The 26,995-nt window shown below is 72.1% G+C and carries 20 protein-coding genes; 10 read left to right on the forward strand and 10 right to left on the reverse strand.

Annotation, left to right across the window (positions count from 1 at the left end; genetic code table 11):
* The first annotated feature begins 1 nt into the window (after position 1).
* The 7 genes from AB0472_RS10045 to AB0472_RS10075 all read left to right on the forward strand — a co-directional run bounded on the left by AB0472_RS10045 (position 2) and on the right by AB0472_RS10075 (position 7,190).
* Positions 2–754, forward strand: coding sequence for an SDR family oxidoreductase (locus AB0472_RS10045; protein WP_366355020.1), 753 nt, complete (start codon positions 2–4; stop codon positions 752–754).
* A gap of 3 nt (positions 755–757) precedes the next feature.
* Positions 758–1,081 carry an L-rhamnose mutarotase gene (locus AB0472_RS10050; protein ID WP_366355022.1) on the forward strand — a complete coding sequence of 108 codons (324 nt, stop codon included), beginning with the start codon at positions 758–760 and terminating at the stop codon, positions 1,079–1,081.
* A 65-nt stretch (positions 1,082–1,146) separates the two neighbouring features.
* On the forward strand, positions 1,147–1,986 hold the full coding sequence (locus AB0472_RS10055) for an amidohydrolase family protein (protein ID WP_366355024.1): 840 nt from the start codon (positions 1,147–1,149) through the stop codon (positions 1,984–1,986).
* Positions 1,983–2,951, forward strand: coding sequence for an aldo/keto reductase (locus AB0472_RS10060; RefSeq protein ID WP_366355026.1), 969 nt, complete (start codon positions 1,983–1,985; stop codon positions 2,949–2,951). Before AB0472_RS10055 ends, AB0472_RS10060 begins: the two co-directional genes overlap by 4 nt.
* Before the next feature lie 485 nt (positions 2,952–3,436).
* Complete coding sequence (locus AB0472_RS10065) at positions 3,437–5,158, forward strand: hypothetical protein (RefSeq protein ID WP_366355028.1); 1,722 nt, start codon at positions 3,437–3,439, stop codon at positions 5,156–5,158.
* Positions 5,155–6,093 carry an ROK family protein gene (locus AB0472_RS10070; protein ID WP_366355030.1) on the forward strand — a complete coding sequence of 313 codons (939 nt, stop codon included), beginning with the start codon at positions 5,155–5,157 and terminating at the stop codon, positions 6,091–6,093. Before AB0472_RS10065 ends, AB0472_RS10070 begins: the two co-directional genes overlap by 4 nt.
* Positions 6,094–6,146: 53 nt before the next feature.
* Positions 6,147–7,190, forward strand: a complete 1,044-nt coding sequence (locus tag AB0472_RS10075) for a LacI family DNA-binding transcriptional regulator (protein ID WP_366355032.1) — start codon at positions 6,147–6,149, stop codon at positions 7,188–7,190.
* 95 nt (positions 7,191–7,285) lie between these two features.
* On the opposite strand, the gene AB0472_RS10080 is transcribed toward AB0472_RS10075, so the two are convergent.
* A complete protein-coding gene (locus tag AB0472_RS10080) occupies positions 7,286–7,723 on the reverse strand; it encodes a transposase (RefSeq protein WP_366355034.1) in 438 nt (145 codons plus the stop codon).
* Here AB0472_RS10080 and AB0472_RS10085 point away from each other — a divergent pair.
* The 3 genes from AB0472_RS10085 (at position 7,628) to AB0472_RS10095 (ending at position 13,411) form a co-directional block, all read left to right on the forward strand.
* On the forward strand, positions 7,628–8,056 hold the full coding sequence (locus AB0472_RS10085; RefSeq protein WP_366355036.1) for a helix-turn-helix transcriptional regulator: 429 nt from the start codon (positions 7,628–7,630) through the stop codon (positions 8,054–8,056). The two genes, AB0472_RS10080 and AB0472_RS10085, sit on opposite strands and share 96 nt — an antisense overlap.
* Before the next feature lie 432 nt (positions 8,057–8,488).
* Entirely contained in the window at positions 8,489–12,319 is a 3,831-nt protein-coding gene (locus AB0472_RS10090; RefSeq protein ID WP_366355038.1) for a S8 family peptidase, read from the forward strand.
* 90 nt (positions 12,320–12,409) lie between these two features.
* On the forward strand, positions 12,410–13,411 hold the full coding sequence (locus AB0472_RS10095; RefSeq protein ID WP_366355039.1) for a helix-turn-helix domain-containing protein: 1,002 nt from the start codon (positions 12,410–12,412) through the stop codon (positions 13,409–13,411).
* A gap of 105 nt (positions 13,412–13,516) precedes the next feature.
* On the opposite strand, the gene AB0472_RS10100 is transcribed toward AB0472_RS10095, so the two are convergent.
* The 9 genes from AB0472_RS10100 to AB0472_RS10140 all read right to left on the reverse strand — a co-directional run bounded on the left by AB0472_RS10100 (position 13,517) and on the right by AB0472_RS10140 (position 26,984).
* On the reverse strand, positions 13,517–14,080 hold the full coding sequence (locus AB0472_RS10100) for a hypothetical protein (RefSeq protein WP_366355041.1): 564 nt from the start codon (positions 14,078–14,080) through the stop codon (positions 13,517–13,519).
* Between the two features lie 77 nt (positions 14,081–14,157).
* Complete coding sequence (locus AB0472_RS10105; RefSeq protein WP_366355043.1) at positions 14,158–17,772, reverse strand: S8 family serine peptidase; 3,615 nt, start codon at positions 17,770–17,772, stop codon at positions 14,158–14,160.
* A gap of 491 nt (positions 17,773–18,263) precedes the next feature.
* Complete coding sequence (locus AB0472_RS10110) at positions 18,264–21,194, reverse strand: AAA family ATPase (RefSeq protein ID WP_366355045.1); 2,931 nt, start codon at positions 21,192–21,194, stop codon at positions 18,264–18,266.
* Positions 21,195–21,429: 235 nt separating this feature from the next.
* Positions 21,430–21,561: a hypothetical protein gene (locus AB0472_RS10115; RefSeq protein WP_366355047.1), complete on the reverse strand. Its 132-nt coding sequence runs from the start codon at positions 21,559–21,561 to the stop codon at positions 21,430–21,432.
* Between the two features lie 245 nt (positions 21,562–21,806).
* Positions 21,807–22,667 carry an STM4011 family radical SAM protein gene (locus AB0472_RS10120; RefSeq protein WP_366355048.1) on the reverse strand — a complete coding sequence of 287 codons (861 nt, stop codon included), beginning with the start codon at positions 22,665–22,667 and terminating at the stop codon, positions 21,807–21,809.
* Positions 22,668–22,677: 10 nt separating this feature from the next.
* Entirely contained in the window at positions 22,678–24,015 is a 1,338-nt protein-coding gene (locus AB0472_RS10125) for an STM4012 family radical SAM protein (protein WP_366355049.1), read from the reverse strand.
* Positions 24,012–24,827, reverse strand: a complete 816-nt coding sequence (locus AB0472_RS10130) for an STM4013/SEN3800 family hydrolase (RefSeq protein WP_366355193.1) — start codon at positions 24,825–24,827, stop codon at positions 24,012–24,014. The genes AB0472_RS10125 and AB0472_RS10130 overlap by 4 nt, the downstream gene beginning before the upstream one ends.
* A gap of 7 nt (positions 24,828–24,834) precedes the next feature.
* Entirely contained in the window at positions 24,835–26,028 is a 1,194-nt protein-coding gene (locus AB0472_RS10135) for an STM4014 family protein (RefSeq protein ID WP_366355051.1), read from the reverse strand.
* Positions 26,025–26,984 (reverse strand): STM4015 family protein, encoded by a 960-nt coding sequence (locus tag AB0472_RS10140; protein ID WP_366355052.1) that lies wholly within the window; start codon positions 26,982–26,984, stop codon positions 26,025–26,027. Before AB0472_RS10140 ends, AB0472_RS10135 begins: the two co-directional genes overlap by 4 nt.
* Between the last annotated feature and the right edge of the window lie 11 nt (positions 26,985–26,995).

Genomic DNA, 26,995 nt, shown 5'->3' on the forward strand with positions numbered 1-26,995 from the left:
CATGGGCGCGTTCGACGGGCTCCATGCCCTGGTCACCGGCGGCGCCTCGGGCATCGGGCTGGCCACCGCCCGACTGCTCGCCTCCCAGGGGGCACGCGTCGCGATCCTGGACCTGACCCAGCCGTCTCCCGACGAGTTCGCCGCGTGGGTGCGGGCCGACGTCGGTGACGACGCCTCCGTCGCCTCGGCCGTGAGCAGTGCGGTCGACGCCCTCGGCGGCCTGGACGTCCTGGTCAACAACGCCGGGATCGGCGCCCAGGGCGGCGTCGCGGACAACTCCGACGACGAGTGGCACCGGGTCTGGGACATCAACGTCGTCGGACTCGTGCGGGTGACCCGCGCCGCACTGCCCGCGCTGCGGTCCTCCGCGCACGGTGCGATCGTCAACATCTCCTCCATCGCCGCGACGGCGGGCCTGCCCCGACGGGCGCTGTACTCGGCGAGCAAGGGCGCGGTGCTGTCACTGACCCGCGCCATGGCGGCGGATCTGCTCCCCGAGGGCATCAGGGTCAACGCCGTGTGCCCCGGCACCGCGGACACACCGTGGGTGGCACGCCTCCTGGAGCGGGCTCCGGACCCGGCGGCCGAATACGCGGCGCTGGCCGCCCGGCAACCGCACGGCCGGCTCGTCTCCGCGGACGAAGTCGCCGCGGCCGTGGCCTACCTGGCCTCCCCCGCGGCCGGATCCACCACCGGGACCAGCCTGGCCGTGGACGGCGGCATGGACGGACTGCGGCTGCGAAAGGAGGGCTGAGCGATGGAACGCCACGCCGCCGTGGTCAGACTGCGCCCGGAGAAGGAAGCCGAGTACCGGACACTGCATGCCGCCGCGTGGCCCGGCGTCCTGGCCGCGCTCAAGCGGGCCAACATCGGCAACTACTCGATCTTCCTGCGCGACGGACTGCTGTTCAGCTACCTCGAATACACCGGCGACGACTACGCCGCCGACACCGCAGCGATCGCCGCCGACCCGACCTCACAACGGTGGTGGGCGCTGACCGACCTCTGCCAGCAGCCGCTGGACACCGCCACCGACGGCCCGCTCTGGGCGAGCGCCGAGGAAGTCTTCCACCTCGACTGATCCCGCACCACCGTGTCACCACGTAACACCGTCCAGCCCGCCCTTTCTCTCACCAGGAACGGACCATGCGTATCGACGCCCATCACCACCTGTGGGACCTGGCGGTCCGTGACCAGCCCTGGACCCACGGCCTGCCCGAACTGCACCGCAGCTTCGCCCCGTTGCACCTGAGGCCGCTGCTGGAGCGGAACGCCGTCGACACGGCCGTCGTCGTACAGACCATGGCGGACGCCGAGGAGACGGGGGAACTGCTCGCGCTGGCCGCCGGGGACACGCACGTGAAGGCCGTGGTCGGATGGACGGACCTGACCGATCCGGCGGTCTCCGACCGCCTCCGCGAGCTGCGGGACGCTCCGGGCGGGACGGCGCTCGTGGGAATCCGCCACGGTGTCCAGGACGAACCGGTGTCCGACTGGACGTCCCGCGGGGACGTCCGTCGCGGCCTGCGCGCGGTCGCCGCGGCCGGCCTCTCCTACGACCTGCTGGTGCGCCCCGACCAACTCCCCGACGCGGTCACGACGGTACGCGAGCTGCCCGACGTGCGCTTCGTCCTGGACCACGCCGGAAATCCCGTGACCAGCGAAGCGGGCCTGAACGCCTGGACCGCCCAGATGAGGAATCTGGCCGCCTGCCCCAACGTCGCCGTGAAGCTGTCGGGTCTCGTCACCCGGACGCCGTCCGGAGCTGACCCGGTCCGTGCGCTGCGCCCTTTCACCGACGTACTGTGGTCGGCCTTCGGGCCGCACCGCGTCATGTTCGGATCCGACTGGCCGGTCTGTCTCCTGGCAGCCGGCTACGACGACGTCTTCGCCGTGGCCGATGCCCTGTGCGAGGACCTGAGTGCCCCGGAACGCGAGGCCGTCCTCGGCAGCACCGCCGCGCACTGGTACGGAATCCCGGCATGAACGTCACGCGGCTGGGCCGCACGGAGGTGCCCGTCAGCGCCCTGGGCTTCGGTGCCGCTCCGCTCGGCAACCTCTACACCGCCATCAGCGACGACGAAGCCCACGCCACGGTCGACGCCGCCTGGGACGCCGGACTCCGCTACTACGACACCGCACCGCACTACGGCCTGGGCCTGTCGGAACGGCGCCTGGGCGCGGCACTCGCCCGCCGGCCGCGGCAGGAGTTCGCCGTCTCCACCAAGGTCGGACGGCTGCTGGCACCCCACCCCGCGCCTACCGGGTCCGACCTGGCGGCGGGCGGCTTCGCCGTACCGGACACCCTGACCCGCCGCCCCGACTACTCCCGCACGGGCGTGCTGCGGAGCCTGGAGGCCAGTCTGGACCGGCTGGGGCTGGACCGCGTCGACATCGTCTACGTCCACGACCCCGACGATCACCTGGGCACCGCCGTCGGCGAGGCCATCCCCGCACTGCTGGACCTGCGCGACCAGGGAGTCGTCGGCGCCGTGGGCGTGGGTGCGAACACGGTGGGCCCGCTCTTGCGGACCGTCACCGAGACGGACATCGACGCCGTCATGGTGGCCGGGCGGTGGACCCTGCTCGACCGCACCGCACGACCGCTGCTCGACGCGTGCGCCGCACGAGGTACGTCCGTCGTCGCCGCGGCCCCCTTCAACTCCGGCCTCCTGAGCCGTCCTCACCCGGCCGCCGACGCCACCTTCGACTACGGCCCCGTCCCCGCGGCCGTGCTGCACCGCGTCCGTCGTCTCGTCGAGGTGTGCGCCCGGCACCGAACGATCCTCCCCCACGCCGCCGTACGCTTCCCCCTGCGCAGCCCCGAGGTGGCGTGTGTGGTGGCAGGGTTCCGCTCCGGCGACGAAGTACGTGCGGCAGCCCGCTGGGCCGCGGTCGACCTGGCCGAGGAGACATGGGCCGCCTTGGACAGCGTCGTCGAAACGACCTGATGTGGGCGGGCCGTCGATGAAACGGTGCGGTCCGAGGGCCCGGGAGTTCGAGGACCGGAGTGTCCGGCCGTGACGCATCACCGTCCGGCCGCGCCCTGACGGATCGCGTCCGGGATCGTCGGATCCCGGGGACGTCACCGACGTAGCAGGTCCACTCCCACCCCACCCCGGTCACACCGCGGAGGCGACCGCCCCGCGGTGTCGACCCGAGCGTTGACGGCCGATCCGGCGACCGTGCCGGGACCACGGCCTGCGGGCCACCCACCATCTGCAGCGGGCATGCCCGTTCCGCTGGTTAACGACAACATGCCGAAGGCATTCGACGGCCGCCGACTTCCCGAGCCTCAACCAGCGGATATCTTCGGGCATATCAACAGTTCAGAGCCACATAGACAAGAAGCATCCAGCGCGTGCGGGAAGTTGGACGCCTCCAACCATCCATTGTTATCGTTAACTTGCACGCGGAACCCCGATGAGGAGTAGATGTGCCGTCGACGTCTCGTTCGTACGATGCCAACCCCAGTTACGAGCCCGTGGAAGGGCAGGTGGTCGCAGGCTGGCCGGCTGCTGTGGCCGGTCTGCCCGCCGGACCGCTCGTGCTGTCGGTGGACGGCCCCGCCGCCCTGGACTGGGACGCCCTGGCCGACGGCCTCGCGGCGGCCGTCCGCTCCGCAGGGCGGGAAGTGCGACTGGTGGACGTGCGTCACCACTACGAACCGGCGGCCGCCGACCGCGTCGCCGCCCGGCCCGTCCCTGCCGACGACCCCTTCTTCACCCCCTTGTCCGAGGCACGGGTCCGCGACCTCTTCGGGGTCGTCCCCCGGGCCGACAGGCTCCCGGACGCGGGCATCGTGGTGGTGTTCGGCCCCGGCGCGGGACTGTGCGAGCCGGATGTGCTGTGGTACGCGGACCTGCCGAAGCGGTACGCCGAGGCCGCCGTGGCGCACGGGCGGCTCCCGGTCGGCGTCAACCTGGCACGTCCCGGTGAACCCGGCGATCTGGTACGGCTGTTCTACACCGACTGGCCCGTGCTGGACCGGCACCGCGACGCACACGCGACCCGGGTCGACAGGTGGATCGACATGCAGGACGTGTCAGCCCCCGCCTCCCTGGACGGCGCCGCCCTGCGCAGCACCCTGGAACACCTGGTGCGCGGCCCCGTACGCACCCGCCCGTATTTCAACTCCACGCCGTGGGGCGGCCAGTGGGCGGCGAGCGAACTCGGCTTCACCCCGCAGGCCGGCAACACCGCCCTCGGTTACGAACTGATCGCTCCCGAGGCGGGAGTCCTCATCGGCGAGCGGAGCGGGCCGCAGGTCGAGATCCCGTTCCAACTGCTCTGCGTCCTGCATCCGCAGGCCATGCTCGGTGAAGAGGTCCACCGTGCCTTCGGCACCTCCTTCCCGATCCGCTTCGACTACCTCGACACCGTCGGGGGCGGCAACCTCTCGCTGCACTGCCACCCCCAGGAGCACTACATGAGGGAGGTCTTCGGCTGGCCCTACACCCAGCACGAGACCTACTACGTCACCGCGAGCGAGCCCGGCGCCCGGATCCTCCTCGGACTCACCGAGGACGCGGATCCCGACGTCATGCGCCGTCAGGTCCAGGACGCCATCGCGCACGGCACCCCCATACCCGTCGAGGACCACGTCCAGACCCATCCGGCCACCGTCGGCCAGTTGTTCATGATCCCCGCGGGTACCCCGCACGCCTCCGGCGCGGGCAACCTGGTGCTGGAGGTGAGCGCGACGCCCTACCTCTACTCCCTGCGCTTCTACGACTGGCTCCGCAAGGACGCCGCCGGCGCCTCCCGGCCCCTCCCCTACGCACACGGTTTCGCCAACCTCGACACCACGCGGCGCGGAGAGGACGTGACGAAGGACCTGGTCCAGCAGCCGCGCACGCTGCGTGCCGGTGAGGGCTGGCGCGAGGAGGTCATCGGCGCGCTGCCGGAGATGTTCTACGCGGTGCACCGCCTGGTCGTGGCCCCGGAGGCCGACGTCGCCGACGACACCGCCGGGCGCTTCCACATCCTCAACGTCGCCGCGGGCCAGGGCGTCGTCATCGAGACGCGCGACGCGGGCAGCCACTTCCTGGCCTTCGCGGAGACCGTCACCGTGCCCGCGGCGGCCGGGCCGTACCGCATCAGCCCGGTGGGCAGCGCCGAGGTGCACGTCGTCAAGGCCCTGGTGGTCGAGCCGTGACCAGCGCCGTCCTCCCGCGGGCCGGTGCGTCCGTCCCCGTCCTCGACATCGGCGGCACCCATGTCACCGCCGCCCTGGTCGATCCCGCGACCGGACGTCCCGTTCCGTCCTCGGTGCTGCGCAGGCCCCTCGGCTCCGGCGCCGCGGCCGACAGCATCCTAGACACCATCGCCCTGGCCGCCCTCGAACTGCCCGCCGAGCACCGGCCGTGCTGGGGCGTGGCCATACCCGGCCCCTTCGACTACGACACCGGGGTGGGCCGGTTCACCGGCATCGGGAAGTTCGAAAGCCTGTCCGGTGTCGACGTCGGGGCCGGATTGCGCGAGCGGTTGGGCCACAGAGCCGAACGCCTGCGTTTCCTCAACGACGCCGACGCATTCGCGATCGGCGAACATCACGCGGGATCCGCGGCGGGGCACGAGCGCGTGGTGTGCCTGACGCTGGGCACCGGTGTGGGCTCCTCGTTCCTGCGCAACGGCCTGCCCGTGCACGACGACACACAGGTTCCTCCCGACGGTCACGTGCACCGTCTGACCGTGCGCGACCGGCCGCTGGAGGATCTCGTCTCACGCCGTGCCATCCGCGCCCACTACGCCGGTCTCGACAGCCTCCCGAAGGACCGCGGCCTGCCGGACGTCCATGAGATCGCCGCCCTGGCGAGAGGGGGCAACCCGGCAGCTCGGGAGGCGTTCCGCTACGCTTTTGCCGGCCTTGGCGAGGTACTGGCCCCGTGGCTCGTCCGCTTCGCGGCCACGGCCGTGGTGGTCGGTGGTTCCATGGCTCGGTCGTGGGACCTGATCCACCCTCCGCTCTCCGCCGGACTCGTTGGGGCCGGCGGGATCGGTGTGCGTGTGCTGCCGGCCAGGCAGCCGGCGGAGGCACCGCTGATCGGGGCCGCCCAGTGGGCACGCGACACAGCCGGTACGGCGCCTTGAGGGCCGATCAGGTCAGAAGGCCGCCACTGGGGACGCGGGAAAGGAGAAGGGGCATGAGCGCTCGCCGCGGCGGCGGGCCGACGATGCAGGACGTCGGGAAACTCGCGCAGGTCAGCGCCATGACGGTCTCGCGGGTACTCAAGAACGACCCCCGGGTCTCCGAGGCCACCCGCGAACGGGTCTTCGCCGCGGTCGACCGTCTCGGCTACCGCCTGAACGAGACCGCGCGCAGCCTGCGGCTCGGCGGCAGCGGCATGATCGGCCTCGTCGTCACCAACCTCGCCAACCCCTTCTACTCGCGTCTCGCGCTCGGGGTCCAGGAGGTCCTCACGGCACACGGCTACCGGATGCTGCTGAGCAACAGCGGCGAACAGGCCGAGCTCGAACCGGGTCTCGTCAACGGTCTCGTCGATCACCGGGTCGAAGGCCTGATCGTGGTCCCCGCCGGCAGTAGGCAGCGGCACCTGGCCGACGCCATGCGCCATGTGCCCGTCGTCCTCGCCGCGCGGCCGCCTGCCGGACTCGACACCGACTGTGTGCTGGTCGAGGACTTCCACGGTGCCCGCGAGGCCGTCACCTGCCTCCTGGCGGAAGGACACACCCGCATCGCCTTCCTCGGCAATCCGCCGGCGCTCTACACGGGGGCCGAACGGCTGCGCGGGTTCTGGGCCGCACACGAGGAAGCCGCGGTGGAGCCCGACGGCGCCCTGGTGCGGCAGGGCCTCGTCGACGCTGCGGCCGCCGAGCGGGCGACCCGCGAACTCCTCGACCTTCCGGACGGCCCCACAGCGCTGTTCTGCACCAACAACCGCATCACCCAAGGCGCGATCAGGGCCCTCTACAAGGCCGGAACGGACCTCCCCCTGGCCGGCTTCGACGACTTCGACCTCTCCGACGTCCTCGGCCTCCCGCTGACACTCGTCTCCTACGACGCCGACGACATCGGCCGACAGGCCGCACAGCTCCTCATCGACCGCCTCAGCCACCAGGACACCGAGCCCCCCGCGTCCCGACGCGTCACCGTCCCGACCCGCCTGATGCGCTACGGCCCACACCCGGACGCACACCCCGGCGGGAGGCCGTCGCTGCACACCTAGGGGCAATGCCGTTGCGTTGCGGGTCTGCGGGTTGGGGTCTTGTGATGAGGACGGCTTGTGTGCCGGTGCGGGTGGGTTGTGGACAGGCAGAGTGTTCAGCCCGTTTGAGCTGGTAGTTGGACGTCTTCGCGTTTCACGACGCGGGGCTGGCTGCGCAGGCGTCTGGCGGGCAGGAGCCGTTCCAGGAGGTCCTGCTGGAGCATGACCAGGGCCCGGACCAGGAGGTCAGGGGAAAAACTGCCCGGCGTGACAGTCACACTGCGCCGGGCGGAGCGCAGGGTTTCGGTGAAGGAGACCCGGTCGGGGTCCAGGCCACGGGTGGCGGCCGTTCTCAGCATGAGCTCGCGCAGTGCGTGGTGGACCAGCAGATGTGCCCAGATCTGCTGACGGACACCATCGGGCGTCTTGCTGCTGAGGACGACTCGGGCGCCGCGCTGGTGGGGCTTGATCTCGGCGAAGACGGACTCGATCTCCCAGCGTTCGGCATAGAGCGCGGCCAGCTGCCGGGCCGGATAGCGTCGGGCGTCCAGCAAAGTGGTGACCAGTCGATAGCCATCGGCTGCATCCTCACCGACCTGGCCCTTGAGCCGGTAGGCCAGGACCCGGACCTACGGGAACTCCCCGCCCTGGCAGGGATCGGTGAAGCCCGCCTGGCCCAGGTCGTCCGTGAGGCCACCGGGCTGTCGCCATGGCGCCATCTCATCGCTTTGCGCATCACAGAGGCGAAACGACTCCTGGCCACCACCGCCCTGTCGGTGACCGAGATCGGCTACCGGTGCGGGTTCGCCACCCCATCGCACTTCGCGGCGTCCTTCCGCCACGCGACCGGCACGAGCCCCACCCGCCGGCGAGCGACCAGCGTCTGACCGCCGAGGACCAACCGGCTCCGTGCGCAGCGGGGTCGGGAGGACGTGTGACGCGATCCGAAACGGTTCGATGTGAGCCCGCCGAAGTGCCGTGGCACCCCGCTGGCGGCGCGAAGGCAGCGGCCGCAGAGCGGCCGATGACGCCGGCCGGGCATGGCTGGGCGGTCGATGGGCCGGTCCGGCACCTCGCGACCCGCTTCGCCGCCGGCCCCGAGATCCCCCGGGTCCAGTCGGCCGCGGGGCCGGCTTCGCGGGTGGGGCGGACCCCCGCCCCTCGCGGCGGCGACCGCGGGCACCGACCTCCGGCCCCGCGCGGTGGCGCAGTTGGGACATGTCGCAGTCGCGACATCATGGGCCCGTGACATGGCGATCCGCTCAGCAGATTCTTTCGAACAGCGCGTGATCACGCGTTGCACGAAAGGTGTGTGGCTGATGGCATGGATCCGTCTGACGGCGGCGATATCAACGGCACTGGTACTGACCACGGGAGGCCTGTCGTCCGCCTCCGCGCGGGCGTCCTCCCCCGGCACGCCCGAGACGAAGGGCGCCGGCAGGTCGCCGTCCACTGTACGGCTGGTGACCGGTGACCGGGTGACGGTGACACCCGGCAGCGACGGCCGGCGCACCGCCTCGGTGGTGCCCGGTCCGGGCCGCCGGGACATCGTCTTCCGCACGTACGAGCAGGACGACGGCACGATGACCGTACTCCCCTCCGACGCAGCGGAGTTGGTGGCCGCCGGAACCCTGGACCGGCGCCTCTTCGACGTCACCGGCCTCATCGCCCAGGGCTACGACGAGGCCGGCACCTCGGCGCTGCCGCTGATCGTCTCCCCCGAGCCGGTCGGTGCGGCGGCCCGGACGGCGGCGAGCCGCAAGGCCGTGGCGACGACCGCGGACCGGCTCTCCGCATTCAACACGGCGTCCGTCCCCGAGCGCCGGCTGCAGAGCATCGACGCAACGTCCCTGCGGGTGGACGACGACGACCTCGGCGCGTTCTGGAAGACCCTGCGCCCCGCGGGCACCGCCCGGATCGCGCAGACCCCCCGGGTGTGGCTCGACGGCAGGGTGGCACCGGCGCTGGACCGCAGCACGGCCCAGATCGGCGCGCCCGCCGCATGGAAGGCCGGTTTCGAGGGTCAGGGCGTCAAGGTGGCCGTCCTGGACACCGGTGTGGACGCCGGCCACCCGGACCTGGCGGGCCGGATCGCCGAGTCCAGGGACTTCTCGGACAGCGGCAACGTGATCGACCACTTCGGGCACGGCACACACGTCGCGTCGATCGTGGGCGGCAGCGGAGCAGCGTCCTCCGGTACCCGTCGCGGGGTCGCGCCGCGGGCGGACCTGTTGATCGGCAAGGTGCTGGGCGACGACGGGTACGGCTCCGAGTCGCAGGTCATCGACGGCATGGAGTGGGCGACCGCGGAGCACGCCAAGGTCGTCAACATGAGCCTGGGTTCGGACGCCCCCTCGGACGGCACCGATCCCATGAGCCAGGCCGTCGACACCCTGTCCGCCTCCGGGCAGACGCTGTTCGTCGTCGCCGCGGGCAACGCCGGGGAAGAGGGCGCCTCGACCATCGGTGCGCCCGGTGCGGCCGACGCCGCGCTCACCGTCGGTGCCGTCGACCGGGACGATTCCCTGGCGCCCTTCTCCAGCCGCGGCCCGCGTCCGGGCGACAAGGCCGTGAAGCCCGACGTGACCGCGCCCGGTGTCGGAATCGTCGCGGCCCGCGCCTCGGGGACGGCCATGGGCACCCCGGTGGACACCTACTACACGGCCGCGTCCGGTACGTCGATGGCCACACCGCACGTCGCCGGGGCCGCCGCCCTCCTCGCACAGCGGCACCCCGAGTGGAGCGGGCCGCAGCTCAAGGACGCGCTCATCAGTACAGCCCACCTCGTCTCCGGCACCAAGGTGACCGAACAGGGCGGCGGGCGCATCGACATCGGCGCGGCCATGGGGGACCTGACGGCCACCGGCTCCGTCACCCTGCCCGCGCTCCAGACCGCCGACGCGGGCGGACCGCGGCAGGTGGCGACCCTGCACTACACCAACGAGAGCGACCACCCGCTCGACCTCAGGCTGTCGGCCTCACTCACCCGCGACAACGGTGTCGCCCTCGCCGACGGCGTGATCAGCCTGGGCGCCGGCACCGTCCGTCTCGCCGCCGGTGCCTCGGCGGACGTCCCGGTCCGCGCGGACGGCGCGCACGCCACGCGCGGCGCCTACTACGGCTACGTCACCGCGACCGGACCGGACGGCACCGCGCTCGCCCACACCACGCTCTCCCTGGTCGTGCACGCGCCTCTGCACCGGCTCACCGTGATCGCCAAGGACCGCGACGGCAAGGTGATCCCGCAGGCCGCCCCGACGATCTGGGGAGCCGACGGCTTCGTCCAGTACTCCGGCCTGGACCCGGCGGTCGCCGACGTCGCAGAGGGCACCTACCAGGTCAGCTTCGGCACCCTGGACGACGCGGCCGACGGCCAGGAACTCCGCGAGGTGATCAACCCCCAGGTGCGGGTCACCAAGGACTCGACCGTCACCCTCGACGCCTCGAAGGTGACGGAAGTCAAGATCCGTACCCCGCGCCCGTCCGAACAGCACGGCGCCCTCAGCTATCAGACGTACCGTCAGATCGACGGGAACGGCCTGATCCAGGGCGTCATGTACTTCGACATCGCCAAGCGGATCTACGTCAGCCCCACCGCGCCGGTGACGGACGGCACCTTCGAGTTCGCCTCCCGCTGGCAGCTGACGGCCCCCCAACTGACCGCCACGACCCAGGGGAGTTCGCGGTCGTTCAGCCCTTACTACCTGCCGACGTCACCGGTGTTCAACGACAAGGGCGTCCGGCTGACCGCCGTGGACGCAGGGACGGGCACCGCCGCCGACCTCAAGGCCGCCCATGTACGCGGCAGACTGGCCGTGATCCGCTACGACTTCGGTGACGACGCCGCCCTCGCGCGGGCCGCAGCCGACGCCGGTGCCAAGGCTCTGATGCTCGTCGTGCCGGAGGGCTTCTACCCGTGGACCCGCTGGAGCCCGGACGGAGCACGCCTCGCCCTGCCCGTCATGCGCGCCGGCAACGCGGACGGCACCGCGATCCTCAAGCGGATCGGCCGGGCCGCCACCCAGGTCCGGTTCACCGGCACGGTGCGCAGCCCCTACCTCTATGACGTCATGCAGGTGTCCCGTCAGCGCGTCCCGCAGCACCTGGTGTACACCGTCTCCGGACACGAGAGTGCGGTCGTCCACGCCACCTACGCCCGCACCGGCGCCTCCGACTGGGCCAGTGAGCAGCGTTTCGCCTGGCGGCCGTACCAGGACACCGCGTGGAACCAGTACACGCGCAACGTCCCCGTGGGCCGGGAGCGCGTGGAGTACGTGACGGCCGGCGACACCCTCTGGAACCACGTCGTCCATCACGACACCGTCCTGGACCAGGACTTCCCGCTCCAGGTCGGCATGCGGGACGCGACCCACACCTACCGGGCCGGACAGCAGGCCACGGAGCGATGGTTCACCGCCCCGGTCCGCCCGTCCGTCCCGCAGGGCGTGGCCGGCTGGCCCGCCTCCACCAGGTACGGCGACACCCTTTCCCTGTACGTCCCGGACTTCACCGACGCCGCCGGCCACTGGTCCTTCGCGGAGAGCGACAGCCTCGGCGGCATCGGCACCCGCGCGTCCGGTACCGGCGACACGACGGTCGCCGACCTGTACCGCGACGGACAGCGGGTCGCCCATTCCGACACCGGCGCGTGGGGCGCCTTCGAGGTTCCGGCGGGCCGGGCCGGCTACCGGCTGGACCTGACGACGGGACGCGACTCGGACGACTGGCGCTTCGGCACCCACACCGAGACCTCCTGGTCCTTCGGTTCGGACACCACCGCGAGCCCCACGTTGCTTCCCCTGCTCCAGGTGGACTACGCGGTTCCCGTGGACGCCGAGAACGCCGTGGGCCCGCAGCGCACGTACCCGCTGGGGTTCACCGTCCGCATGCCCGACGGCCTGCCCGCCCCGCACGGCACGAAGCTCAAGGTGGAGACGTCCTATGACGACGGCAGGACCTGGGTGACGGCGCAGACCTCCACACCCCGTGGAAAGGTCGGACATTTCACCGCGACCGTCGAACGACCGTCTCGGGTACGCGGCAACTCGTATGTCACACTGCGGGTCACAGCGGCGGACGACGCCGGGCACAGCGTCCGGCAGACGATCGACCGCGCCTTCCTCCACCGGGGCTCCGCCGCGCGGCAGTGACCTGGTGAGGCAGCAGAACGGGCAGCTGCGGCCGCCGGTGCGCTCGGCACCGGCGGCCGCTGCCCCGCGAGGGACGGAGAGGGATCGCCGATGCTGGAGGCGGCAGGGCTGACGGCCGTCGAGGAGACGGTGTACCGCCTCCTGGTCGGAGCGGTCACGGCCTCGGCGCGCCAACTGGCGGAGCAGAGCGAACTCCCGCAGGACACTCTGGAGGCGGTGCTGACGGCCCTGACCGCCAAGGGACTCGCCAGCCCCACCGGCCACGTGCCGCCCCAGTATTCCGCCGTGCCCCCGGACGTGGCGCTGCTGCCCCGGCTGCAACGGCGTACCGACGAACTCGACAAGGCCCGCAGCACGGTCACCGATCTGCTGGACGTGTACCGCAGCGCCCGGCGCCGCCAGGACGCCGGCCAGCTGATCGAGGTGATCACGGGCGCCGAGTCGCTGCGGCAGCACCTGCGGCAGATGCAGGACAACGCCAGGCACGAGATGCTCTGGTTCTGCAAGGCCCAGTACGTCGCGATGCCGTCGGGCAGCAACCGCGCGGAGTACGACGCCCTGGCCCGCGGGGTGCGCTACCGCGTCCTGTACGAGCAGGCGTTCTTCGACGACGATCACGCCGTGGACAACGTGATCGAGGGGGTGCAGGCCGGGGAGATCGCCCGGAGCGTGCCCCATCTGCCGCTGCGGCTGGCGGTCGCCGACCGGTCCATCGCCATCTGCCCGCTGGTGCCCGGCGGCCCCCAGGGCTCCCCCGGTGAGCCCACCGCGGCCCTGGTCCGCGAGAGCAGTCTCCTGGAGGCGCTCACCTCGCTCTTCGAACGCTACTGGGAGACGGCGGTACCCCTCGACGTCAGCACCGCGGGCACCATCACCGACATCGCCGCCGTGCAGGCGGCCGAACCGCTCTCCGGCACCGACCGCCGCATCCTCTCGCTGCTGGTGGCGGGCATCGCGGACAAGGCCATCGCCAGTCAGATGGGGCTCAGCAGGCGCACCATCCAGCGCCACATCCAGAGGATGATGACCCTCGCCGGAGCCACGACCCGGATGCAGCTCGCCTGGCAGGCGGCCCTCCGCGGCTGGCTCTGAGACAGCCACCGCCGGCGCGGGGCCCGTCCAGCACCAGAGGCACGAGCGGGGCGGGGGCGGAATCTGTGCCGCCCCCGCCCTTTCGGGTCACGCTGACGGGTGCCGTCAGCGCAGGGTGTACGCCGTGGGAATGGTCTGGGTGACGGTGTCGCCCTGGCTGTCGGTCGCGCTGATCCTCAGTCCGACGCCCTTGGCGGCCTGGTCCCGCCGGGGGTCCTTGATCGTGGTGGTGAACGTGTTCTCACCGGTCGCCCTGGTGGTCGCCGGGTGCCAGGTGCTGCCGCCGTCGAGGGTGGTCTCCGCCTTCAGGGACGTCACCTCGGGCAGGTCGGTGAGGCGTTGCTGGTAGTAGCCGACGACGGTCACCTGGTGGTCCTCCCCGGCCTTGGCGGTGTTGTCGAGGGCCAGGCCGAGGTCGTAGCGCAGGAAGATCAGGGGTTCCGGGCGGCAGGCCGCCTGGTTGCTGCCGACCAGTTCACCGATGCACGGGCTCTGTGTCGGCGCGTCGTCCTTGGTCGCCGTCGCAGAGGTGTAGTGCCACACCGTCTTGACCCCGTCGGTGTTCGTCTCGAACGTGTACCGAGCGGACTTCGCCGGCAGGTCGTACGAGACGAGGTCGCCGCCCTTGCAGCCGGAGAGCACCATCACCGCCGCGGCTGCGAGCAGCATGAGGGCCCCCCTGCGGCGCCGTGCCGATGGCACCGGGATGTTCATCGAATCGGTCTCCTTCGCGGTGAAAGGTGCCATCACTGGCTCGTCCAGTCCTGGTCGGGGAGGTGCTGCGTGTGCCGCTCGATCGCGGCACCCGACGCGTTCCGCAGGTCGAAGTCGCAGGTGTAGTCGAGGTTCGGCACGACGGGTGAGGGGCTCGTGCCGCAGGAGGCGAGGTCGCTGAAGTCGTGCTGGAGGAGTTCGTCGTCGGTGATGCCGATCAGGGCCTGGCGGCCGCCACCGCTGCCCGTGAGGTACAGGGTGGGGTAGAAGGTGTCGCCCTGCCGGCAGCCCGAGCACGGTCCGGTCGGGACCGAGAAGCCGGACTTGGTCCGCACCTGCTGCGCGGCGCCCGGTACGGACGGCCCCGCGTTCCAGTGGATCTCGTTCCTGCCGGTGAGGACGACGTCGTTCGTCTCCTGGCGGTTGTGCGCCAGGAAGTGGTCCGCTCCGGTCGCGGCCCACGAGGCGGTGAACTGGCTGATGGCGTCGTCCTCGTGCTTCACGAAGACCGTCATGGCCTGCTGTGTGCGCGGTTGCGGCAGCGACACCAGCGATGAGGCGCTGACGCCCTGGATGGGCTGCTTCCAGCTGAACTGGTGGACCACGCCGGGCTGTGACGCGTGGAAGGACAGGTCGACCCGGTCGAGGTCGTCCTTTCCGAGGCGGTAAGCGGTCTGCCGTATCTGCCCGTTGTCGTGGTAGGTGGCCGCGTACACCGTCGGCACGGCGCTGCCGCCGAGGCTGATGCGGACGTGCGGGCCGCCGGTCCTGATGCGCTGGATCAGCGCTTCGGCGTCGGCGTAGGGCACGCTCACCATGGGCAGTGCCGCGTACGTCCGGATCTCCGGGCAGCTCTGCGGTCCGTCCAGGCACTGGTCGAAGTCCGAGGGCCGGCCCAGCGAGGTGAGGCCCGGTGCGGCGACCAGCACGCCGACGGCTCCGGCGGCGGAGGCGGCGGCCACGCGGTCGTCCCGCAACGTCGCGTAGTCGCAGGTGCCCTGGCAGATGTCGGTCGGCGTCAGGAGTACGAGCTTGCCACGGACGCCGGCTTGCGCGAGTTCGGCGGCGGACCCGGATCCGGCGTACACCACCGGCAGGTCTCCCTTGACCGGCAGCCGGGGAACCGGGATCGAGGCCTCACGGGTGGTCGGGTCCCCGTTGTCGCGCAGCCATGCCTGTGTCTCGGACAGTGCCGCGTTCGGGGTCACGTAGCGGGCGGAGAGGCCGGTGGAGGCGCCGCCGCCGGTGGCACGCAGGGTGGTGACGGCGGTCGCGGCCGAGCTGTAGAAGTCGTGGGTGAAGGTGCCCTGGGTGACCTTGCCGGTGGGCAGCACCCACCAGTTCGGGCCGGCGGCCCTGTAGTCGTAGCTGAGCGTCGTGCCCATCGTCCATGCTCCGGTCGCGGAGACCCGGTTGACGGTGTCGACCGCGTTGTACGTCTCGGTGGACTCCGGGTACTGCACGGTCAGCGGCTTGGCCTTGCGCAGGTCCAGCGTGACCGTGGTCGCCTTGGTGAGGCTCACCTCCGGCGCCGTGGGTGCGGCCTGCTGCAGGGTGCCGTCCGCGGTCCGCCAGCTGACCGACGTCTGCACCGCGTAGGTGCCGCGGAAGAGCTGGTCGGTCACGGTGTCCGCGCCGGTTTCGTAGATCTGGCCGGAGTGCAGGTAGACCTGGTCGTCGACCGGCATCAGGGTGGTGGTGCCGTAGCGGACGTCCGTGGCGCCGGCCGGAGGGACGATCTTGACGGTGAGAGGGAACTTCTGCGCCTCGACGAAGGTGTGGGTCCGGGAGTCGACCTGTATCGCGCCGGAGTCGTCACGGGCGCTCAGGACCCCGTTGTAGCTGCCGTAGGGGCCGGCGGTGCCCAGTACCGTGGGGTCGAGGGTCACCGAGACGTCGGCGGACCCGTTGGCGGGGACGGTCACCGTGTCCGTGCTGAGGGTGAACAACCCTGCCGGGGCGGGTCTGCCGTCGCCGAACGTGACCGGCAGCGTCAAGTGCAGCGTGGTCGCCTTGTCGGTGCTGTTGGTGTAGGTGATCTTCTTCGTCAGCGCCGGCTGCGGGTAGGCCAGCCGGTCGAAGTTCAGGTTCCCCTTCGGGACGATCTGCGGGTTGGTGGCGGTCGCGAGGTCCACGAGGCCCGCGCCCTGGGCGTAGAGGTCGTGGCCCAGATCGGCGGCGGTGTCCATCAGGAGCGCCTTGATCTGCTGACCGCTCATCTCCGGGTGCTGCTGGGCGACGATCGCCGCGGCGCCGGCCACGTGGGGCGTGGCCATCGAGGTTCCGCTGGCGGTGGTGTAGTACTGGTCCACCGGCGTGCCCATGGTCGTACCCGCGGCGCGGGCCGCGGTGATGTCGACGCCCGGGGCCGCGATGTCGGGCTTGGCGGCTCCGTCTCCGATGCGCGGTCCCCGGTTGGAGAACGTCGCCATCGCGTCGTTCTTGTCGACGGCGGCCACGGTCAGCGCGTCGTCGGCCGAGCCGGGGGCGACGACCTTCTGCGCGACGAACCCGGAGTTGCCGGCCGCGACCACGAACAGGGTTCCGGTGGACCGGCTGAGTTCGTTGAGCGCCTGGCTCAGGGGGTCGGTGCCGTCGGTGGGCTCACCGCCCAGGCTCATGTTGACGACCTTGGCACCGGAGTGGGCGGCCCAGTCCATGCCCGCGATGATCGCGTCGTCGGGACACTGTCCCTCGTCGTCGCAGACCTTGCCCACGAGCAGCTTGGCGCCGGGTGCGACGCCCTTGCGCAGGCCGTGGGAGGCTGCGCCGCTGCCCAGGACCGTGGAGGCGACGTGGGTGCCGTGCCCGTGCCCGTCCTTGGCGCCGTGGGGACTGCCGGTGAAGTCGACCTCCCCGGCGATGCTCGCGGACACGTCCGGGTGGGTGTCGTCGATACCGGTGTCCAGTACCGCCACGGTCACGCCGGTGCCGTCGTAGCCGCGTTTCCAGGCGACGGGTGCGCCGATCTGGGGTACCGACTGCTCCAGGTCGATGTGGGACAGTCCGTTGAGCCAGACCTTCTTGACCCCGGCCAGGGAACCGGCCGACCGGGCCGTCGCCGGGGTGGAAGCCGTCTTGCCCCGCACTCCCTGCCACCACTGCCCGTTGTCGTCGATCTTCAGCGAGCGGCCGTTGATGCTCGGCAGTGCCCGTCCGCCGAGGGCTCCGGCGACCTTGCGCGTCTTGGCGCTCGCGGCGGAGTCGGTGTACGTGACGAGCACCGGCACCGTGTCGCCCTTGCCTGCCGCATGGAGTGTCACCAGCTCGTCGAGGTCGAACAGCGACCAGTCGAGCAGTCCCTGGCCGACCAGGACGAGGGCGTCGTCGGGCACGGCGTACACCCTGCCCTGTCGCGTGAGGGTGTGGAGCACGACCGGCAGACCGTCCGGCCTCGGCGCGATGTCGGTGTCGCGGACGACCGGCTTGCCGTGGTCGTCGACTCCGACATCCACCGTGTCCCCGGTGACCAGCGTGACCGGGACGGATCCGCCGGCCGCGGAGACGACCCGTGCCAGGTCGTCTCCGGCGGCGGCCTGCGGGGTGTTCGTCCGTGCGACACCGGACGGTTCCGGCTGCGGGGCCGGTTCGGCGGCGTGGGCCGTCGGCGTCACGAGCGCGCCGAAGACCGCGAGGCCGATGGTCACCGCGCCCCAGCGTCTGTGAACGCGCTTGCCTGGGCTTGACCTCATCTGAGAGTTCTCCCTTGTGAGGAACGACGTGGATCCTGGGCACAGGTTCGGGCCGCAGGTCCGCGGCGGGTGGGTGTGAGCCGCTCGTAGGTCCGAGGACACCGCGGCCCTCCGACGGACCCGCGGCACCCGGCGTCTCGTGGCACGGACTGCCGCGTCAGAGCGGTTCGTACTCGGCGTCGTCGTCGGCACCGGACCCGCCGCCGTGGTCGGTGGTGACGCCCGCCGCCTCGGACGGCTCTCCGGTCGGCACGGGTTGGTCCTCCTGCGGAGGAAGTACCGGCTCGGACTGGTCGTCTCTCGGCTCGGGCGTCGGTGGCACGGCGGAAGGCATGGCAACGAGTGTGCGATCGTGCCGGCTTGCGGCACGATCGGTCAGATGCGGGAATTAATGGCGTCGTTCAGCTGGCGTTTTTTCGTCGTCCGCTTCTCCGGGCCGACGGAATTCACTCGTCGTTCAGGGGCGGTACGGCCGGGTCACCGATCAGGCCCGACTCGACGACCCGGACCGCGAGTGCCGTACGCGAGGTCACGTCCAGTTTGCGCATGGCCGACTTGACCTGGCTGGCGACCGTCTGCGCCGATACCGTCAAGGCGTCGGCGATCTGCCGGTTGGTCAGCCCCTCCACCAACAGCCGGGTCACCTCCAGCTCGCGCGGCGAGAGCCGGTTGCCGTATCCGGGACGGCCCCGCCCGCGCGTCACGGTGAGGGTGTTCCCGCCTCGCCCCGCGAGGAGCCGTACGACCCGGTCGGCGTCGTTGTGAGCGCCGAGTTCCGTCAGCGCCTTTGCGACGTCCATCAGCACGGGCAGCGCGTCGTCGTCCCGGCCGTCCGCGAGCAGGCAGCGGGCGGCGCGCTCCTTGGCGAGCAGCGCGTCGTACGGGCGCGGAAGTGCCTCCCACGCGGCGGCCGCGCGGACGAACAGTGTGGAGGCTTCCGCCAGGCGGCCGTCGGCCTCGGCGAGGAGCGCGCGGCACAGCGTCAACGACGCCTGGGGAGCCGGCGCGTCCCGGTCGCCCAGTGCCTGGGCGAAGGCGTTCGCCACCTCGGAGGCGAGGCCGGGGCGGCCGGCGGCGAGCAGGGTCGCGGTGCGCACCGGCGTGAACTCGACGGTCCGCGACCACAGGCCGCCGCCCACGGCGATCTCCGCGATCTGGTCGGTCAGTCGGAGCGCTTCCTCCACATCACCTTCGTGCAGGGCCAGTTGGGCCAGCGCGGCCGTGGCCTCGATACGCTGCTGGTCGTCGCGTCCGGCGAATCGCAGCTGTTCCCTCGCCTCTTCCCGGTCTCCGGTGGCGGCCTGGAGCAGGCCTGCGACGAGTGCCGCCTCGCACCGGTCCTTGAGCCGTACGCCGCCGGCGTCGCCGATCAGGCGTGCGGTGCACTCGCCCAGTCCCGACCAGGTACCGGTGAACCAGTCGAGGTGTGCCCGGGAGGACGCGATGCTGTCGAGGTAGTCCAGGAGAAGGTGACGCTCGGCAAGGGTCCTGGCCTTGGCCAGTCGGGCATCCGCCTCCTCGTACCGTCCCCACCGGGTCGCCTCCTCGCCGACGTTGGTGTGGCCTATCGTCACGATGGACGCCGCCCTGGGATCCAGGGCGGCGTCCGGGATCTCCCTGGCGGCGGTCCATCCCGCCTCCTCGCCCAGCGTGAGCAGCGCGAAAGCGCGATCCACCGACAGGCGGAGCCGGTCGAGGGGAGGGATCGACTGTGCCAGCAGCGGCGGTTCCTGCAGCCATCGAAGGTGCTCCGAGATCGGCCGCGGGCTGCCCAGCGGCAACGCCAGCAGGATGCGGGCACGCGCCAACTCCGCTGATCCCAGCGGCAGATGCCGCACCGCGACGAGGATTTCGCTGCGGCCCGCGTCCATCTCGCCGGCGGCCATGAGGACCCGGCCGACCTGGAAACGGACGAACGCCTGCTCCACCGGTGTGAGGACCTGGCCGGCGAGGGCCGCGCGCAGCGATGCGACGACCGGCGAGTGCGGGTCGGCACCGGACAGGGCCTGGAACTGTATCTTCGTCACCAGACGTACCAGCGCTGCGGCGGGGAGCGACACGATGGCGACCAGGCTGTGTATCAGCAACGCCGAGGTGGCCACGTCACCGGACTGGATGCACAGGTCGGCCGCTTCCTCCGTGTACCGGCACGCGGCCGGCGCGTCCCCGGCCAGTCTGAAATGGCGCGCCAGTTGGGCCACCTGTGGCACCGGCCACTGTTCCATGTCGCGGCCCGCCCGCAGGTGCATGGCGCGTCGGTCGCCGGCCGGGATGGCGTCGTACACGGCATAGGACGCCAACGGGTGCCGGAACGACCATTGCCCTGACCTGTCCTCGCGCAGCAGCCCGCTGCCGAGCGCCTCGGCCGCCTGTGCCGCGAAGCGCTCCTCCGGCAGACCTGTGACCGCGAGCAGGGTCGCGTAGTCCGCCGGGCCGGAGAGCACCGCCGCCGCGTAGAGAACGGTGCGGGTGTCGGGGCGAAGCCGCTGCACGCGTTCCAGCATGGCGTCGCGGATCGTGGGCGGAACCTCGATGCGCTCCAGCCGACGCCGCGCCCAACCGCCGTCCCGGCGGACCAGATCGGCACGGTCATGCATCAGCCGCACCGATTCCTCCACCGCCAGTGGCACGCCCTCCGTGCGCGCGTGCAGGAACGCCGCGAACTCGTTCGACACGTGTTCGCCGGCCAGCATCGACGAGACGAACGAGGCCGTCGCCGCCACATCCAGCGACCGCGGAGTCAGTCTGACCAGGTGGGCGTCGGACGGCAGCCGCGAGGACAGCCGCAGCAGCAGCGAGGCCGAGGGCACTTCGTCCCGCCGGAAGGTCAGTACCACGCTCACCGGCTGCGGCCGGCGGGAGACGAGGAACAGCAGGAACTCGAGCGTCGCCTCATCGGCCCAGTGGACGTCCTCCAAGGCGAGGACGGAGACGTCCAGCCGGCCGAGGATCTCGATGAATGCCCGGAACAGACGGTGCCGGGCCGCGGTGGCGTCCTCCAGGGCCTCGGGCGCCGGAGGCAGGTCGTCGGCCCACTCCGGAAACAGGGGCCGCAGCGCCCCTCCCAGCCCGCTCAGCCCCAGACCGGCAACGTTGTCAACACCCTCGCGTACCGCGTCCACCACCGCGCCGAGGGTGTACGGAACCCGCAACTCAGGACAGGCACCGACCAGAGCCTGCCGCCCCCGCTCCTCCTGGGCGGCCAGGAACTCACGCAGCAGCCGGGTCTTGCCGATGCCCGCCTCCCCCTCGATCAACACGACCACGGGGGCGCTCCGGACGGCCGACTCGAGCGCGTCCAGCTCACCGTCCCGGCCGACGAACCGCGGCGCGGACAGCGCCGGAAGCCGACCACGGTCCTTAGGCGTCCCCCCCACCACTGCGAACTCCCCTCAGCCGACCGCCACTACGCCAGCGCCGACCCTATCCCTGGAGTCCGACCGTGGGGGTACCGCTTTCACCAGGGTGTCTCCGACACACCAACCGATTCGGACCACTGTGTTCCGTTCCGTCGGAAGAGTCGTGAGCGGGGCTGCGGCAGTGGAGGGGACGGGGGTGGGGGTGGGTCGCGCGTGAACAACCCGCCACCCTCCTCATGACGCCTCGCGGACATCAGCGCACGGCCGGGCCCGGCTCGTTGGGGTGCGCCTGCACCGCGGTGATCACCGCGGTCGCCCACGGCCGCATCGGCAGGGTTCCGAGGACCTTCTCACGCAACTGCGTCTCGTCGTCGGCGCGCCACACGCCGAGACCAGCGGGACGCCGGGCCGCAACAACCGCTCGCCGGCGGAGCCGCCCGCGCCGCGGCGCTGAAGCGGGTGCCAGGCACCGAGACCGGACCCCCGCGACGGACAGGGTGCGCTCGGGCTGGTGAACGTAGTCCTTCCGCAGGTTCACTCCTGTGCTCCGGCCATTGTTCGACGACCCGGTTCGAGACATCGGTCAAGGCCCGTGGAAAAGGAACTGGTTCGGTCGCGGCTGTCACTCCCCTACCTGGAGACGGCCGGCCGGGTCGCCGGGACGCGCTCCAGGACCCCGCCCGCGAACACGTCGTACAGCGGCAGCGTCTCCAGGTGGACGTAGCCGATGTGGCAGTCGCAGACGGCCAGCGGGCAGGCCCGGGGGCGCAGTGCGGCGCGGTAGGAACCGTCGTAGAGGTTGCCGAGCGGCGCCGGGACGAAGTGGCAGCGGCGGACCGTGCCCGCCCCGTCCACGGAGATAACCGACTCGCCCGTCCGGCACGGCAGTCCGGCGCTGGCGTGCGGGCTCCGGCTGTAGGGGAACAGCGGGTCGAGGTCCGTCCAGAGGGCGGCCTCCGCGTCCGAGTAGGTGTGGCCCTCGGCCGCGTTGACCCACAGGTAGACGTGGTCCGGCAGGTCCGCGCGCAGCCGCCGGGCCGCGTCCAGGTGGTCCGCGAGGCCGACGATCCCCACGCTGTACCGGATGCCGCGCGCGGCCAGGTCCCGGCACTTGGCGAGGAACCGGTCGTAGGGCGTCTGGCCCGGGTGGTAGGTGCACCACAGGGCGAGCGTGCCGGGGTCGGCGTCGGCGAGCCAGTCGGTTCGGCAGCTCAGGTTGGTCTGGATGGCCACCCGGCGCACGTGCGGCCGGTGGGACAGTTCCACGAGGGCCCGCCGGTACCAGGAGCGGACCAGCCCCTCGCCCCAGGGCGTGAACAGGACCGACAGCCGGTCCTCGGTCTGCGCCCCGGCCCACTCCGTGAAGCGTTCCAACGCGGCCCGGTCCGCGCGCAGTTGGTCGGTGGAGTCGCGCCGCTTGGCGAACGGGCAGTACGGGCAGTCGTAGTCGCAGGAGGCGAGCGGGCCGCGGTAGAGCAGGGTCAGGTCCATGGCGGCGCGGTCACTTCCGCTCGTAGGCGGCCATGGCCGCCCGGACCGCGGAAGAGAACAGCTCGGGGCCGATCGCGTCCGAGTGCGCGAGGCCTTCGGGGGTGAGGCGCAGTACGGTCCCGTCGTCGGCGAGCCAGCCGCGGTCCGCGAACCGGTCCAGTTCCGCGCCGAAGTGCGCGTCCGGCGCGGTGCCGAACCGGGCCCGGTAGGCGTCGTGGCGCAGTCCGTCCGCCTGGAGGAGGGACTGGAGCAGGTGCCGGCGCCGCGCCTCGTCCGCGTCGACCCGGCGGCCGATCTCGGCATGTGCGAAGTCCCCGGCCGGACGGGAGACGTAGTCGTCGATGATCCCGCGTATCTCGTGCATGTCCACGGCGTAGTCGAAGGAGTAGTGCAGGTCCCTGGTGTACGACCGGGCGCCGCAGCCCAGTCCGATCATGCCGTCGGTCTGGCAGGCGTAGTCGTCGGCGCCCTGCGGCGGGGCGTCGGCGCGTCGGAACATGCGCATCGACTGCTGGGTGTAGCCGTGCGCGCGGAGGTGGTCGCGGCCCGTCCGGTACAGGCGCAGCCGCTGCTCGTCCCAGGCCGGGTCGCCGTCCGGACCGGCGCGGCGGCCGAGCCCGGTGAGGGGGCGGACGTACAGCGGGTAGAGGTAGAGCTCCTCCGGCCGCCAGGCGAGGGCCGCGTCCAGGGAGCGCAGCCAGGTCTCCTCGGTCTGGCCGTCGATGCCGTAGATGAGGTCGATGTTCAGGACGGGGACGCCCGCCTCGCGGACCCGGGACAGCGCCGCCTCCACGTCCGCGCGGCGCTGCGGACGTACGGCCGCCCGCGCCTCGGAGTCGACGAAGCTCTGCACGCCCAGACTGAGCCGGGTGGTGCCGCGCTCGGCGAGGACGGTGAGCCGGTCGGCGGTCGCGGTGGCGGGCGAGGCCTCCACGGAGAGCGGCACGGCCCGTAGGTCGGCTCCCATCCGGTGCTCGGCGATGTCGCAGAGCCTGGTCAGCTCGGCTGCGGTCAGGAAGGTGGGGGTGCCGCCGCCGAAGGCGGCCGTCGCGAACCGCACCGGGCCACCGTCGCCCAGCGCCTCGCGCACGGCTCCGGCTTGGCGTTCCAGGGCGTCGAGATAGGCGCCGGTCAGGCCGTCGGGGGCGCCGATCCGGGTGAAGAGGTTGCAGAAGCCGCAGCGGACCTCGCAGAACGGGATGTGGAGGTAGAGGGAGAGCGCGTCCTTCGGCTCGTCCGCCCACAGGTCGCGCAGTGCGGGGCGGTCGGGCAGCCGGCGGTAGGCGGTCTTGTGCGGATAGGCGTAGACGTAGCTCTGGTACGGGCTCGCCGTGGTCGCGGTGGTCATCGGACGGCCTCCGCAGGGTCCAGGAGGAAGTGGGCGTACGGCACGGTCCACACGGACTCGTGGCCGAGGCGGTGGCCGGTGTAGCCGTCGTCGCCGTAGGCGGTGCCGTGGTCGGAACAGACGATCGCGAAGCAGCGGCGACGGCTGCTCGCGGCGGCGAACAGCCGGCCGATGTGCCGGTCCACGTACTCCAGGGCGGCGGCGTGCGTGGCCCGGCTGTCGCCTGCCTCGCGGGTGGCGCCGGGCAGGTGGAACCAGTTCGGCTGGTGCAGCGCGGAGACGTTGACGAAGAGGAACAGCCGCTGCTCGTGCGGGAGTTCACTCACGATCCGCTCCGCGCGGGCGACCTGGTTCTCGAACGAGGTGGGTGAGGTGACGCCGAACTCCGGCTCCCAGTGCGCCTCGTCGAACAGGCCGGGCAGCACCGAGCCCAGCGGGCCCTGCCGGTTGAAGAAGCCGACGCCGCCGACGCACACCGTGCGGTAGCCGGCCTTCGCGAGGCCGGAGACCAAGTCGGGGGTGTCGTAGACGAAGGTGCCGGGGGCGGTGGTCTCGCTGCCCGCGAAGCTCGCCGCGAACAGCCGGGGGTGCGGGCCCGGCGCGGCCGGCGTCGGCAGGAAGCCCGCGAAGATCGCCTGGTGGGAGGCGTAGGTGAAGCTGCCCGGGGCGTGCCGCTTCTCCCAGACGCCGCCGGGGAGATGACGGGAGAGGTGGGGCAGCCGGCCCGCGGCGGCGAGCTCCGCCGCCACGTCGTGGCGCAGGGTGTCGAGGGTGACGAGGAGGAGGTCGTGGCTGCCGACGACCTCGTTCATGTCCGGCTCAGCGGCCGGGGCGGGCGATGGCATGGGGTGTGTCCTTCTGCGGGTGGGGCTGTGTGCGGGGTGGTGGCGGCGCAGCGGTGGTGCGGGGGTGGTGGCGCAGTGCGGCTGTCACCTGGGTGGCGTAGGTGTCCTGGCCCTCCGCGCCGCTGCCGGGCAGTCCGGTGAGCCGGGGCAGGAGGTCGCCGAAGGCGTTCACCTCGCCGACCGCGGCGCGCCGCCAGCCGGTGGCCGGCAGCAGGTCGACGCCGACGCACAGGGTGCGCGGGAAGCAGGCGGCGGCCCGCTCGCAGACGCCGAGCACGTCGGACCAGCGGGCGCCGGCCGCCGTCACGGCGGCTCGCGCCTCGTCCAGGTCCCCGCGGCGGCCGCCGAGGTGGAGGTTGGTGAGCGGCGAGCGGCTGGTGCGCACGACCGCGTGCGTGGCGCGGCCGGCGACCACGACGACCCGCAGGTCGGCGGTGCGCCCCTGCTGCGAGGCCTTGGGCAGCCACCGCTCCAGGTGCAGTCCGTCCGGCGCGAGCGCGTCCACGATCGCCGCGATGTCCGCCTCCGAGGTGTAGCGGCGGACCTTGAGGGAGTTGTGGAGCGTGCCGTCGGCCGCGCGCTCCACCGAGGTGGTCGCCCGGATCCGGCCGCCGCCCGCCGACTCGACCGCCAGTACCCCGGAGGCGGAGGAGCCGTGCGCGGGCTTGACGAACAGCCGGTGCATCCGGTGCTCACGCATCAGCGCCCGCACGTCGTCCCAGCCGCGCACCGGCGCCGCGCCGGGCCCCGAGGTGGGCGAGGCGGGCACCGGCACCCCGGCCGCGTCCAGCACGGCGTGGCAGCGGCGCTTGTCGAAGAGCACGGCCAGTTCGTCGGGGCCGTCGAGCCGCAGACCCCCGCGCAGGGTGTCCAGGGCGGCGACGAACCCCGCGTACCAGCGGGCCGAGCCCGCCACCCGGGTCGGCTCCCCCGGGCCTCGCAGCAGCCGGTCGACCTCGGCATCCTCACCGGGCGAGTCGATCCGGACGATCTCCCCGGCGGCGAACTCCGCGCCCCCGGACCGCAGTACGTCCGCCCAGGGGACCACCCGCGGGGCGGGGAGCCCGGCCGCGCGGACGGCGTCCGCGAACAGGGTGACGCGGCGGTTGCCGGGGTTGCCGACGACCGCGAACCGCGCGCCGGCGGCCGGCGCGGGGACGCCGGTCACTCGCCCACGGCGACGTACCGCCACACCGTGCCGTCGTCGTCCTTGTCCTCGTCGGCGTCGTCGCGGTCGAGGTCGACCTCGACGCCGGCCGGCTCCAGGGCGCCGCGGACGCGGTCGCGGAGCGGTCCGGTCAGGTAGTTGTGGTGGAGGTCGAGCTTCTTGAGGTGGGTGAGCGGCGCCCCGTCCAGCAGCGCGGCGGCGCCCTGGTCGGTGAGGACGCCCATCGACAGGTCCAGCACCTCCAGCCGGCCGAGCACCGCGGAGTCGGCGACGGCGGACGCCACCTGGTCCTGGATCTCGCTGTTGCGCAGGGCCAGCCGGCGCAGGCTCGGCAGCCGGGTGCCGGACAGGATGCCCGCCAGGTCGGCCACCTCGCTGTCGCCGCCGTAGTCGGGGGTACCCAGCCACAGGTCGAGGTCGGTGAGGGCGGGCAGGTCACAGGCGCCCACCCCGCGCACCACCTGGGCGGGCAGGCCGCCGCTCTCCATGGTCAGGCTGCGCAGCGCGGTGTGGCGCAGGCCGGTGAAGACCAGGCCCGAGGCGCCGCGCACCCCGAACTCCTCCAGCTCGGGGAAGGCTTCCAGCAGCGGGGTGACGTCGGTCTGGTTGATCCAGGAGATCTCGCACTCCTCCATCACCATGTCGCCGAGGAACAGCCCGCGCAGCGCGGGGAGCCGGTCCCGGGCGGCGATCAGCGCCTCGACGATCCGGGTCGGGGCGGTGTCGTACGCCTCCTGCCAGGCGCCGACGATCAGCGCCCGCACCTCGGTGGTGTCGACCGTGTCGAGGAAGCGGGCGAACGCGTCCGCCCAGTCCTCGTCCGCGTCGTAGACGTCACTGGTGATCCGCCACGCGACCGACCCGGCGTCCGGCAGGCTGTCGGCCGGCGCACCGGGACCGGGGAAGGTGCGGGCGGGCAGCCGACAGAACGTGGCGAGATGGTCGTTGATGGTCATACGGCCGCTCC

This window comes from Streptomyces sp. NPDC086777, from assembly GCF_040702065.1.
GTDB lineage: Bacteria > Actinomycetota > Actinomycetes > Streptomycetales > Streptomycetaceae > Streptomyces.

Bases quoted from the DNA above. Each gene is read 5' to 3' on its own strand.
- AB0472_RS10050 (WP_366355022.1), top strand. From the start codon at position 758: ATGGAACGCCACGCCGCCGTGGTCAGACTGCGCCCGGAGAAGGAAGCC.
- AB0472_RS10045 (WP_366355020.1), top strand. From the start codon at position 2: ATGGGCGCGTTCGACGGGCTCCATGCCCTGGTCACCGGCGGCGCCTCG.
- AB0472_RS10100 (WP_366355041.1), bottom strand. From the start codon at position 14,080: ATGCTGCTCGCAGCCGCGGCGGTGATGGTGCTCTCCGGCTGCAAGGGC.
- AB0472_RS10140 (WP_366355052.1), bottom strand. From the start codon at position 26,984: ATGACCATCAACGACCATCTCGCCACGTTCTGTCGGCTGCCCGCCCGC.
- AB0472_RS10055 (WP_366355024.1), top strand. From the start codon at position 1,147: ATGCGTATCGACGCCCATCACCACCTGTGGGACCTGGCGGTCCGTGAC.
- AB0472_RS10060 (WP_366355026.1), top strand. From the start codon at position 1,983: ATGAACGTCACGCGGCTGGGCCGCACGGAGGTGCCCGTCAGCGCCCTG.
- AB0472_RS10120 (WP_366355048.1), bottom strand. From the start codon at position 22,667: ATGGACCTGACCCTGCTCTACCGCGGCCCGCTCGCCTCCTGCGACTAC.
- AB0472_RS10095 (WP_366355039.1), top strand. From the start codon at position 12,410: ATGCTGGAGGCGGCAGGGCTGACGGCCGTCGAGGAGACGGTGTACCGC.
- AB0472_RS10090 (WP_366355038.1), top strand. From the start codon at position 8,489: ATGGCATGGATCCGTCTGACGGCGGCGATATCAACGGCACTGGTACTG.
- AB0472_RS10130 (WP_366355193.1), bottom strand. From the start codon at position 24,827: ATGAACGAGGTCGTCGGCAGCCACGACCTCCTCCTCGTCACCCTCGAC.
- AB0472_RS10125 (WP_366355049.1), bottom strand. From the start codon at position 24,015: ATGACCACCGCGACCACGGCGAGCCCGTACCAGAGCTACGTCTACGCC.
- AB0472_RS10075 (WP_366355032.1), top strand. From the start codon at position 6,147: ATGAGCGCTCGCCGCGGCGGCGGGCCGACGATGCAGGACGTCGGGAAA.